The 12,544-nt window shown below is 27.2% G+C and carries 9 protein-coding genes; 1 reads left to right on the forward strand and 8 read right to left on the reverse strand.

Annotated elements, in window-relative coordinates:
- Positions 1-62 precede the first annotated feature (62 nt).
- Positions 63-395, forward strand: coding sequence for a winged helix-turn-helix transcriptional regulator (locus PZA12_RS20125; protein ID WP_078114659.1), 333 nt, complete (start codon positions 63-65; stop codon positions 393-395).
- A 352-nt stretch (positions 396-747) separates the two neighbouring features.
- Here PZA12_RS20125 and PZA12_RS20130 read toward each other — a convergent pair whose 3' ends face one another.
- The 8 genes from PZA12_RS20130 to PZA12_RS20165 all read right to left on the reverse strand — a co-directional run bounded on the left by PZA12_RS20130 (position 748) and on the right by PZA12_RS20165 (position 12,415).
- On the reverse strand, positions 748-2,553 hold the full coding sequence (locus tag PZA12_RS20130) for a dynamin family protein (protein WP_077837390.1): 1,806 nt from the start codon (positions 2,551-2,553) through the stop codon (positions 748-750).
- A 5-nt stretch (positions 2,554-2,558) separates the two neighbouring features.
- Positions 2,559-4,331 (reverse strand): dynamin family protein, encoded by a 1,773-nt coding sequence (locus PZA12_RS20135; RefSeq protein WP_078114658.1) that lies wholly within the window; start codon positions 4,329-4,331, stop codon positions 2,559-2,561.
- Between the two features lie 6 nt (positions 4,332-4,337).
- Positions 4,338-5,039: a hypothetical protein gene (locus tag PZA12_RS20140; RefSeq protein ID WP_423220244.1), complete on the reverse strand. Its 702-nt coding sequence runs from the start codon at positions 5,037-5,039 to the stop codon at positions 4,338-4,340.
- Positions 5,036-7,549, reverse strand: coding sequence for a dynamin family protein (locus PZA12_RS20145; RefSeq protein ID WP_103698958.1), 2,514 nt, complete (start codon positions 7,547-7,549; stop codon positions 5,036-5,038). The genes PZA12_RS20140 and PZA12_RS20145 overlap by 4 nt, the downstream gene beginning before the upstream one ends.
- 716 nt (positions 7,550-8,265) lie before the next feature.
- Complete coding sequence (locus PZA12_RS20150) at positions 8,266-8,997, reverse strand: aminotransferase class IV (RefSeq protein WP_078114656.1); 732 nt, start codon at positions 8,995-8,997, stop codon at positions 8,266-8,268.
- Positions 8,997-10,352, reverse strand: coding sequence for an aminodeoxychorismate synthase component I (gene pabB, locus PZA12_RS20155; RefSeq protein ID WP_078114655.1), 1,356 nt, complete (start codon positions 10,350-10,352; stop codon positions 8,997-8,999). Before pabB ends, PZA12_RS20150 begins: the two co-directional genes overlap by 1 nt.
- Positions 10,339-10,929, reverse strand: coding sequence for an anthranilate synthase component II (locus PZA12_RS20160; protein ID WP_078114654.1), 591 nt, complete (start codon positions 10,927-10,929; stop codon positions 10,339-10,341). Before PZA12_RS20160 ends, pabB begins: the two co-directional genes overlap by 14 nt.
- A gap of 304 nt (positions 10,930-11,233) precedes the next feature.
- Entirely contained in the window at positions 11,234-12,415 is a 1,182-nt protein-coding gene (locus PZA12_RS20165) for an SAM-dependent methyltransferase (RefSeq protein ID WP_078114653.1), read from the reverse strand.
- Between the last annotated feature and the right edge of the window lie 129 nt (positions 12,416-12,544).

A 12,544-nucleotide genomic window follows, 5' to 3' on the forward strand; every position in this document is an offset into this window, starting at 1 on the left:
AATGATAAAAAAAGATAGAACGCACTTAAAAGTGAGATACTATCCAAAAGGAGAGTTATACAATGAAAGATATATCAAAAACAAGCAATCATTTAGGAACACCATTTGGTTATACAATATCCGTTATTGGTGGAAAATGGAAACTGATAATTTTATATGAACTTAAAGTCAATTCTGTTATGAGATATTCTGAATTAAAAAAGGGTTTAACAGGAATTACTCATAAAATGCTTAGTCAACAGCTAAAAGAATTAGAAGCCGATAAATTAATCATTAGAAAAGAATATCCTCAAGTACCTCCGAAGGTAGAATATTCATTATCAGAAAAAGGGTGGTCTCTTTCAAAAGTAATGAGGGAGATTTGTGATTGGGGACGTATTAATTGTGGTAATTAATTCACTATAAAAAGTTTGAAGTTTTATAAAATAAGTTTGAAATTTTTTGGTTTTAGATTTATAATTCAGAAAATTTCATGACATGTATTTACAGTTATAAAAATTTATAAAAAATAAAGACAAACTTTACGTTTTGTTGTATAAATTAATTTATGAAAAAACTAAGTCCTCGTCAAAGGCTAAGAATATTATTGAAAAATATTCGTTTCATAGTTCTCATCTAAAAGTCACTAGAAGCTATTTTTAAGACATTAAAAATAGCTTAGTTCCTCTTTTGTTTATTTATCTGTAAAATTATTCAAGTGAAAATGCACTATTATAGTTAAATATTCTTATTTGCTTAAATCTGTCATTACTTTGTAATATTTATAAGCAGGCATTTATATAATAAAAATTCTATTTCCTTCTTTAATCTAACTAATTCTTCAGAACTTATATTTTTTAATTCATCTTTTGTATTGGTGAATTCCTCACTTAATTCATCAAATAAAACTAATACTTCTTCTTTACTTATTTCTTTCAGTTCATCTAAGTATTTTCTTAAAGACCCTTCAATATTATTCGCCCAATTATCTATAGCCGTTACAGATATTTCATTTATCTTTTTCTGCCATGTTAAAGAATCATATAAAAAGAATATAGAATCGGTAAAAACATTTAAAGATTCAGTAATTCCCTTTAAAGATGTAGCCCTTATTGTTTTTAATAAGTGATTTAAATTATTATTAACTTCTCCAACAGATGATTTTTCAAATGTATTAGAAAGCTTCTTTAAATTTTTACTAATAGCATAATCCTTTTCTGAATTATTGAATTTACCTTTATATACTGTCCTAAACATTTCTCCTGTAGCTCGTTCAATAGAATCCCCTCTATGCTTTTCTATGATATCTTCTACAACCTTGTTATATGAAGGTGTACTTCTTTTAACATTCTCCTTTAGCTTAATAATTTCTGTGTTTAGAATGTTCTCAACTTCTCTATCTAAATTAATAACTTCATCTTCAATATAGGTATTTAAGTTTTCAGTTTCCTCGCTTGTTAACTTTGGAACATAGTAGTGCTGCATTAAGGTGAAGGTTTCTTCCTTCATTGACCATTTACTTTCATCGTATATATAGTTCGTAATATTCTCTTTGATTTTCATATCGGATTTTCCTATAAGCCTTACTGCTTTTAATTTTATTTTTACAAATCCGTTTTCTATAACATCTAATATCTCATCTTTTTTATCTAAAAATTCCTTAATTACATTAGCTTTTTCTACTACCTCTTCTTTTTTGCATTCTATTTCCGCAATTCTGGAACTAATTTTTATATCGCATTCACGCAATAAGTAATCCTGATAATTCTTTAGAGTTTCTGAAAGCTCTCCTTCTTTATCTGGATCATTAACTTTTTTGTATATATAGTTCCAGAGCTTATCTGTGTCAGGATTCTTTTCAATACTGCTTTCAATAAGAAATGTTTCTATATCTTTATGGATACATTCAGAAACGCTATTTCTAATTTCATTGATTCTTTTATTATCCATATCTATATTTTGTGGGCACATATTTACTGCAAGTACAACTTCCACATTATCGTTTATAATTTCGCCAACATATTTTAAGAACTGAAAATCATCTTCTCCAATTCCAGTTTTATATGACACAACATATATTATAAAATCGCTTTCTGGTATAAAGTTCTTTAAAACTTCTTCATGCCTTTCAACAAGTGATCCATATCCAGGAGTATCGAAAATCCTCATTCCAGAATACCTCGAATCTTTGCACGGTCCAATATATCTTAATCTATTTATATTACCATCTGGTTTTACTGTAAGATTCGAAAAACTATCATCATCCAAAACATCTATACTCAAATCATTATTTATAGCAAATAATGTTTCTTCAGAACTCTCATCTATTATAACTTCTGTTACAATTCCAGTTGTTGGTTTAACGCTCTCCACTAGTATTTTCCTTTGAAAAATACTATTTATTAACGCACTTTTTCCTGAGCTAGTCTCGCCTAGCATAACAATATAGTGAGCTGGATTAATTATTCTATCCTTTATTAATAAATTCTTTGCTGTAATTTCATCATTATCAAGAATATTAACTACCTTATCAATCCTGTTTTGTCTATCAACGCAGTTTTTAAAAATATTCATAATATTTATTTCTCCTTATATTCCTCGATTAATTCCCTTAATATTTTTAAATCTTTTTCAAATTCTAAAATATTTTCTTCGTTATAATTAGTTTCATACTGTTTCTCCAAGTCTTCCATATCTTGTTTAAAGATATTTTCTAGATTAGATTTCATTGCCTTTATGGATTCATCTATTTCCTTTTGTTTTGCCATTAGATCTCCGGTTATTTCTTCTTTTAAATATATTTCTAAATCTTCTATCATTGGCTCCAAATCTTTTAAAGTATAATGAGCTCTACTTTCAACTATTTTTTTCCTCATATGATCTCCAATCAAAGAAAAGGCTAAACTTATCCCCATTCCAACCAAAATTCCTACAGGGCCGCCAAGCATTCCCACTGCTCCAACTGTCCCTATTACCCCGGTTGATACCCCAAGTAATGCTGGAATCGACTTTTCATACTTTATTGAACTCTTTTTATTAAAGAATGATATATTCTCATAGGTTCCATTAAAACCTTTTATTCTTATATTTTCAAATCTGCTATTTATATTTTTTATAAATTCACCAATACTGTTCAAAATCTCATCCATTATATCATTTATGGCTTTATCAGATGTTTCTTTATATATTAAGCTAAGCCTATTACCATCAACTATTCCTTTATTTATAATTCTTCTTAATTCTATTCTTAAATTTTCAATGTTCTCTTTTATTATTTTAGATGAATTATCTATAATATTATTCATTTCATCTTCCGCATAAGTTCGAAAATCTCTTAATTTTCTTTTATTCTCCGATAACATTGTTTTTATCTCTTTGATTCTTTCTTCCTTTTTTAAAGTATTTTGATTGTCCTCATTTAATGCTAAAGTTTTATAAGTAGTTATCTTATCATTAATGTTTCTTAAAGCTTCATCAACTCTTTGGCTTAAAACCTTCATTAAATCTTTATTATATTCTTTCGAAATATTTTTAATTTCTTCTATTACTTTAACTATTCCTGAATTATTATAAGCTGCCTCATCTCCAGTGAATTTTCCTTTTACAGCCTCATAAACATTTACTATATCAACTTTTATATCTCTTTCTTCATTATGAGAATAACTTATACTACTTAATACGCCAGAGTTATGTTCTCTTGCCTCATTTGCATCTTCAATACTTTCATCATTCCATTTGTTTTGAACGAAAATAGTATTAGCTAATTTAGGCCACAAAGCATTTATAAAATTTTTCTCTGATCTTGTAATTGGTGGATTTGTCCTGATTAAAAATATTCCTGCCGTTAGCTTGTCTACATATTCTAAAGTAGTCTTCTGATTTTGCGGTGTCAAACTTCCAACACCAGGCAAATCCACAAGTACTATATCATCTTTTAAAACCTCGCTCTTGTTATATAATACTATTTTAGATACTTTAAGATTATTGGCTTCATTATAATCATTATGTACATATCTTTCCAATTCCTTTATACGTATAGATTCTTTTCTGCCATTTAGATAATATACTACAGCTTCATCAGTATTTTCTCCATATCTAACCTCAACTGGTACGCAAGTTGTTTCATCAACATCTGTAGGTAATATATTATCCTCCATTAGTATGGCATTTAAAAAGCTACTCTTTCCTGCACCTTGAATTCCTAAAACTGGAACTATTATTTCTTTCTTATTCAAATTCTCAATAAAATGTTCAAAGTATCTGTTATAATCTATACCTTGCTTCTCATTGTTAAGATATTTTTCTAATAACCTATAAAACCTTTCATCTTCTATTAAATTTATATATGTCATCGCCTATTATCTCCTTCTTCCAAAAAGCTTAGAAAAGAATGATTTATTTCCCCACTCTACCTCTTCCTGTATATAATCAATCTTATTATTAAGCTCATCCTCTAATTTACTTATTAATTCTATTATACTATCTTTATCTTCAATTTTACTGTCAATATCCTTAATTTTTCCTAAAATTGAATTTTTATTATTAATTAGATTATATTCCATAGATTTTTCTAAAGATTCAACTTTATTTTCAACAGATTTTTCAACCAAGTCTACTTTTTCTTCTATCTTATCTAAGTTAATATTATCTAATTTATCTAAAATCGCTTCTTTATTACTTGCTGCATCTTTTACTACTTTTAATCCTAATATTGCCAATCTTTCTTCTATAGATTCAAATAACACCTTACTTTGTTCTTCTACACTCTTTTGTATTACTGATTCTAATTTCGTTTCTGTCATTTCTCTTATTTTTAATATGCTTTTATTTAAATCTTCAAGTTTTTCTTCGAATTCTTCTTCATGAAACTCTTGAAAATTTTCTCGCAAGTCATTTATTTTTCTCTCAACTGGCTTTAATTTCTCAGTTAGCTCTTCTGTCATATTTCTAGATGCCCTTGAAAGTAAACTTAACATATCATCCTGTATTTCACCCATTATATTTTTTGTAACTTCATCACTTTGAATTAAAATTGATCTTTCTTCCATATATTCATTCATACTCCTTCCTCTTTAGAGGTATTCAAAAAATAGCTTAAAATCTTTTCAATAGTTTCTTGTTCTTCTACTCCTCTTGATAAAGGATTTTCAAGCAGTTTTTCTTTTATAACTTTATAATCACTTATCAAAAATTCATGAATTTCTTGTGATTCTATTAATGCCATATTATATATTGGATTTTTAGAATTAATTAATATATATTCAGGTCTTATACTACTGAACCTACTAATAACTTTATCTTTTAGGTTTTTAACTTCTATGAGAAGCTCCTCTATATTATTCGCATTTATAAATTCTCTGCATGAATCTATTACTAAATTCACTGATAAATTACTATTCTCCTTAAAGAAATAGTTTAAATTTCTGCTTTCTAAAATCTGCTTCTTAGAATTTCCAATTTGTATTCCATTAAAAATAATAAACATACTATAAGTCATATCTTTTATCTGTCTAAGTTTTTCATAAAATTTAAGCGTACCTTTTCCAGATTCATAGATAATAGCTATATCTTCAAAACTATATAAACCTTCTCTCTTTATTAATTCACATACTTCAAAATCTAGATCAATTCCATACATTCTAGAAATGAAATCTCTGCAAGAATCTATGTCCCATGTCCAAAAAAGCTTTAGACCCATATTGTTAGACTTTTCCTTACACTTTTTATTTATATATTTTCCAACTAATAGGTAGTTCTTTTCTAAAACTTTATTACTCAGCATATAAAAATTATAATGTAGCTTTGGAATACTATATGAAATATTTTTTTCATAATTATCACTTGTTATTGCTACCTCATTTTTCACATCCACTCTTAAATTAGAAAGCTTGTTTTTAATACCTATTAGATCCTTAGTTACTTCTCCTATATCATAAAGTTCTATATTTTGCTCTTTTTTTTCTTCAAATTCTTCTGTTCTTCTTGCTACTTCCTCATAGAAAGTATCTATTGCTTTTGTATATTGATTACTCCATTCCTTTAATATACTTATATATTTATTCTTATTTTCACTACATATTTTTTGGGCCCTCTTAATAGTCTCATCTTTATCAATTATTCTCTCGTCATATCCAACTTCTTTATATCCCCAGTCCTTGTCAAATATATTAGACAATAATCTTTTTCCCTTATTTAGAACCCCTTCTTTTTTAAATAACACAGTTCTTTCTTCATATTTATGCTTAATCTCAATATTTTTACTTTCGATACTTGGCAAAACATAAGAAGATCTTATATCTAAATTAAGACTATCATATATTCTTCTTTTATCTTTTTCACACTTCTTAACAGTGCTTAAAATATCACTTTCAATATATAAATTTTTATTGTTAATTCTATCCACTATATCTAGATAATCTTCTATATTTTCAGATGGAACCGATGATATTTCCTTTATTATATTTGAAGTAATGTTTTCAATTTCTTTAATCTTTTCAGCTATTTCATTCTGAGCAGTCTCAAATTTATTTGTAAGATTATCAATCTCTTTATTACTTACTTTTATTAATTCTTCTATTTCACCTAAATTATTTCCCTTTATAATTTCTTGATCAGTTGAAATTATACTATTAATTTTTTCTATTAGACTTTCAGCTCTCTGTCCATTAAGCTTTGGAGTAGTATTTTCCGCACAATTTTCTATAGCATTAACAAACATTTCAAAATTAGAACTATCATATCTTTCCTTGTCTTTATCCACAATTCCCATCAGCCCATTAAGTGCTGATATTTGAATAACTTCCGATATTTCTTTATCATCTGTAATTTCCATTAAGAGCCTCTCTGCTCTCTTTTTATACTTTTTTAATATAGTAACTTTATCTTCTTCAACTATTCCATTCCTACCAATTTTCTCCTCAATTGAATCTATCATATTTTGTACTAGGATTATCTGCTTGTCTTTCTCACTTACTATCTTAATTTTTTCAGCATTCGTTGCATCACTATTAGCCTTGACTGTAGTCACAAATATGCATATATCTATAGTTGGAAGTAATATCTCCAATGTCAATTTTTCATGATTTTCTAAGTTCCATGCATCTAATCCTGGGCTATCGATTATATGTATTTTCTCATCTAACATAAAATAAGGTGTTTTTATATCAATCTGAGTAACATTAAGCGTATTTCCAGGATTCCTGCTCTCATCCGCATATTCTGCTATAGCATCTTCATTTAGATTTTCTGACTCTAATACTTTAGGCTCACTATTCTTAAAATAAATAACAGCTTGTCTCTTTAATCCTTTTGATGCCGTAATTATAATACTTGAACTAGGTCTTATAGCCATGGGTAAAATCTTTTCACCAAGAAGTGCATTTACTAAAGTAGATTTTCCACTACTAGTTATTCCCATAATAGCAATTCGTATTATATTATCATCATAAATACTTTTTCGTTCTTCAAACCATGCTATATCCCTATTGTATCTGTTCTCTCTATAATTATTTTTACTTAAAACTCCTCTTATCTCATCAATTATATTCAATATGTAATTATCTTTTCTCATAAAACTCTCCATAACAACTATACTAATTCATACTATATCTTCCTTATGTATTTTCATAGTTCTGATAAGGCATATGAAATAAAATAACAAATCCAAAATGCCATGATTATTTTTAATTAGGCAAAAAATGGACTCATAGCAAGTCTATTAGTGCAATCTGCTGATAAGCAGATAAGTAAAAGTCCAAATCTATGATTTGGTTTCTTGAACTTAGTTAACTCATTTATGAGTTAATCTCCTATAAAAATGATTTGGTGCGAATCGCTTGCTCAATGAGCGTAGCGAGTCGAGTTTCCTCTATAATGTGAAATAGACTTGACAGATGAACTTATTGTTTTTTTGATTATGCCTAAATATATCTTATCATAATTAAGCATACTTATCTAAGCAAATACTTACTGAATAATAAAAATTTCACAATTTTATTTCCATCTTCTACACAATAATATGTTTTATTGCTAAAAACTCTCCATTATATATTTTAACTTGTCAGACTTATTATTAATTAAGAATCACTTATATTAATTTGCCAAATAAAAAACTTGAAAGAAATATCTAAGTATTCTTTCAAGTTTTTTATAAATATATATTGCAAAAATAATTTTTCATCATAATTCTAAAAATGTTGCAAGAATTTTAGCCGTGATTGTGAATTGCAATATATCAAAATTTTTATAAAGCTAAATTTATGCTTTATTTTAATTATAAGTATTATTCTAACTCCTCAAATTTTCATTAAATATATGTCTAAACTTTTCACTATTATATTTAGTTTCATTAATCTGTTTTATAGACATTGCCCCCATTATGCTATTTGTTATAATTACCTCTTCCGAATGTGTTAGATCATCTATAGTGATACTTTTTTCGGTTACCTTAAATTTTTTCATAATCTTATCTCTTATTATACCTTTTAATAATCCATCTTCACCATTTGGAGTAAAAATTTCATTATTTTTTATCATAAATATATTGGCACAGCTCGTTTCTGTAACATTGCCTTTTTCATTTAAAAATATCACATCATCGTAGCCTAATTTCTTAGCATTTTCTTTTTCAATTATGTTTTCTATATAGCATGTAGATTTGATAGAGGATAATCGTGAAGTACTGTTACGTCTTACCTTTGAAATTGTTAACGACATTCCTTTTTTATAATCGTCATCTTTATATGCAATTTCTCTTTCGGTTATTATAATGTTTAAAGGTGTAACAGTTATTTTTAATACTTTGTTTTTTATCTCCAACTTATTTAAATGATCTCTTAAAAATTTTTCTTCCACTAATGGCTGTAAATTTAATTCCATCATATCTTTTTTTAATCTCTGTAAATGCTCTTCTAAATATATAGGTTTCTCCTTACAAAGAATTGTTTCAAATATTCCTCTTCCAAAAAATACTCCATCGTCAAGCATTACTTTATCATAATCATGAACTATCCTTCTCACTATAATACCTCCATCAACGCTTTAGCTTTGTCTATTGTCTCTAACCACTCCTCTTCTTCAATAGATTCCCATGTTATTCCTCCGCCAACTCCTAAGTAAGCTTTATCCCCTTTTTTTATAATAGTTCTAATAACTATGTTAAAATCGCTATTTCCTCTTAAATCAAAGTACCCTATAGAGCCTGTATAGATATTTCTTTTCAGCTTCTCAAGCTCTTCTATTATTTCCATTGCTCGTATTTTAGGCGCACCTGTAATTGATCCCCCAGGAAAACACTCCCTTATGCACTTTACTGAAGACACATTTTCTCTTAATCTTCCTTCTATTGTTGCCACAAGATGAAATACAGTCTCATACTCCTCTAATTTAAAAAGCTCTGTAACTTTTACTGATTTAGGTTTACAAACTTTACTCAGATCATTCCTTTCTAAATCGACAATCATTAAAAGCTCTGATTTATCTTTTTCCGAAGCCATTAACTCATTTCTATTTCTCTCATCTTCCTCATAATCTTTTCCTCTAGGTCTAGTTCCTTTAATAGGTCTTGTTTGAACCTTACCATCTATAATTGATAAAAATCTTTCAGGTGAAGAACTTATTATTTGAAAATCTTCAAAATTCATATATGCTGAAAATGGTGCTTTATTTGTATTTCTCAATTTTCTATATATTTCATATGGCTTTTCATTATTATTACACCATATTCTTCTAGTCATATTAGCTATATATACATCTCCACTTCTTATATATTCTTTAAGAGATGCTATAGCTTTTTTATACTCTTCTTTATCAAAATTTGAAAAGAATTCATTATTTGTTTTTTCTAAATTTACTGGAAGCCCCTCAATATAATTCTTTAGGCACTTTTCTATATTTAGTATGCTATTTTTAGATTCTTCAAGTTGCCCAACTGAAGTTATATAAGTTTTTTTATTTTGTAAATCAAAGATTATTAGATTGTCAAAGAAAATAAAAATACTATCAGGTATACTAAAATCTTCCTTTGATTCATCTGGCAGACGCTCTAACACTCTTCCTATATCATAAGAAAAATAACCAATAGCACCGCTCACAAAAGGAATGTTGCTATTAATACTGATTTTATAATTCCCAATAATTTCGTCTAATTTTTCAAATGGATCTACATCGTTATATTCTTCATTATCAATAGTTACTTTTCTCCCTCTAGAGATAAATTTTTTATATGGATTCAATCCAATAAAGGAATACTTTGATAACAATTTGTCTTCTTTCGAACTATCTAAAAATATAGAATCTTTACTATCATTAAAAAGATCATATGTATAAAAAGGATCATAATATGTATTTAACTCTTTAATCTTAAAATCTATCATTTCTAAACCTCTTGCACTCTAAAATAAAATTCCCTAAGATTTTATGGCCTTCTTCCGTAAGTTCTGCTTCTGGATGGAATTGAACTCCATATATAGGTAGTTCATTATGTCTAATCCCCATAATTACCCCATCTGACGTTTCTGCCGTAACCACTAATTCTTCTGGGAGTTTCTTCTTATCAATAATTAGGGAATGATATCTTGTTACCTTTAATGGATTCTTAACATTATAGAATATCCCACTATTATTATGTATTACTTCACTTATTTTACCATGCATAGGCCTGTCACCTTTAATTATTTCTCCGCCAAAATAATGTCCTATACACTGATGTCCAAGACATATACCCAATATTGGAGTTTCATTTTTAAATTTATCAATAATATCTAGGCACAAGCCTGCTTGCTTGGGATTTTTAGGTCCTGGTGAAATAACTATACCATAATATTTATTCTTTCTTATGCTCTCCATATTAATTTTATCATTTCTAACTACATCTACAATTTCCCCAATTTCTTCAAAATATCTGACCAGATTATATACAAACGAATCATAATTATCTATCATTAGTATCACTTTAATCATTCCTTTTTAACTTTAGTTATTATAAATATATATGTTATTATTAAGTTTCAGCATTTCTATCTTAATTGAACTCTTGGCCTTAGCCTACTATAATTTTAAATATAAGTTTACTATTTCAACATATATGCTATTAGTTGCATACTTATTTTAACATTAAATAAAACACTGTTCCATTGATTGTATTTTCTCGTTCATAATTTTAAATTATATCTAGTCGTTCTTACGCTTCTTAATAAATTATATTGTTATCTCGTATTACCACCTAATAATTACCTATATGTATAATATATAATTTTTATTTATTATACATATATTCTCTTGTCATAGGAAGATCATCATTTATTCCTTTAGAAATTAGTAATTGATGAATATCTATTATTCCATTATTAAACATTGCCGCACATGAACAAAGATAAAGTTCCCACATTCTTATAAATTCTTCATCAAACATTTTAGAAACTTCACTTAGATTGTTATTAAAATTCGCTCTCCAATATAGTAAAGTCTTAACATAATGCCTTCTAAAATTTTCAACATCGATAGTATGGAAATTATAATTACTACAAATGTCTATAATTTCTCTAAAACTTGGAATAACTGCTTCTTTAAGAATATACTTTTTAATCCATGGATCTACAGAATATTCTTTTAACGAATTAATATAATCCAATAAACATAGACCTTTTGGTTTTAAGACAGAATCAATATTTTTTATAAATAGTTCATAATTCTCTCTTCCTATATGCTCAATCATACCAACACTTACAACTCTATCAAATGATAATCCACTTTCAGCTAAATTTCGGTAATCCATAAGTCTAACTTCTAGTAATTTTTCAAGCTTTCTTTCTTTTATTCTTTCATTAAATTTTTTATATTGCTCTTGGCTTAATGTAATTCCAATACCATGAACACTATATTTTTCTGCCGCTTCAATAAGTAAAGATCCCCACCCACATCCTACATCCAAGACGCTCATGCCTTCTTTTATGTTTAACTTTGCTAGTATATGATTAATTTTATTAATTTGCGCGTCATGCAAACTATCATTATTTGATTTAAAATATCCACATGAATATGTCATAGTATCATCAAGCCATAAGCTATAGAAATTATTTCCTATATCATAGTGCTCTTGAATCTCACCTTTTTGTTTTTTTGAAGAATTGGATTGAAGAATCGTGTTTTTTACTTGCTTACTACCTGATGAAATTTTATCAATCTGACTAATAAATATATTTATAACTTCAAATAAATCTCCTTTTATCTCTATATTCCCTTTAATATAAGCTTCACCAATCGCAAGGAACGTACTTCTAATTAAGTCTTTTTTACTTATTTCCCCCTTAATATTTATTTCGAATTGAGGTGTACCCTTCCCTATAATAAATTCTTTATTATTTTGAAACTTAATCCTATATGGTATATCATCGAACCTTGATAAATATTTAACATAAAGACTATTTATTAGATTCATATAGAATTCCTTTCTATAATTTAAATACTGATTAATTTATACTATTATATAATTTCAAATATGCTATACATTTAATTCTATATTTAATATAAATAATTAAAGAGACAGTCGAGAACGCATAATAATTTT

The organism is Clostridium beijerinckii (assembly GCF_036699995.1).
Taxonomy (GTDB): Bacteria; Bacillota; Clostridia; order Clostridiales; family Clostridiaceae; genus Clostridium; species Clostridium helianthi.

Excerpts from the sequence above, each read along its gene's own strand:
- PZA12_RS20125 (WP_078114659.1), top strand. The coding sequence starts at position 63 with ATGAAAGATATATCAAAAACAAGCAATCATTTAGGAACACCATTTGGT.
- PZA12_RS20130 (WP_077837390.1), bottom strand. The coding sequence starts at position 2,553 with ATGAATATTTTTAAAAACTGCGTTGATAGACAAAACAGGATTGATAAG.
- PZA12_RS20135 (WP_078114658.1), bottom strand. The coding sequence starts at position 4,331 with ATGACATATATAAATTTAATAGAAGATGAAAGGTTTTATAGGTTATTA.
- PZA12_RS20140 (WP_423220244.1), bottom strand. The coding sequence starts at position 5,039 with ATGAATGAATATATGGAAGAAAGATCAATTTTAATTCAAAGTGATGAA.
- PZA12_RS20145 (WP_103698958.1), bottom strand. The coding sequence starts at position 7,549 with ATGAGAAAAGATAATTACATATTGAATATAATTGATGAGATAAGAGGA.
- pabB (WP_078114655.1), bottom strand. The coding sequence starts at position 10,352 with ATGATAGATTTTAAGATTAAAGAGTTAAATACATATTATGATCCTTTT.
- PZA12_RS20165 (WP_078114653.1), bottom strand. The coding sequence starts at position 12,415 with ATGAATCTAATAAATAGTCTTTATGTTAAATATTTATCAAGGTTCGAT.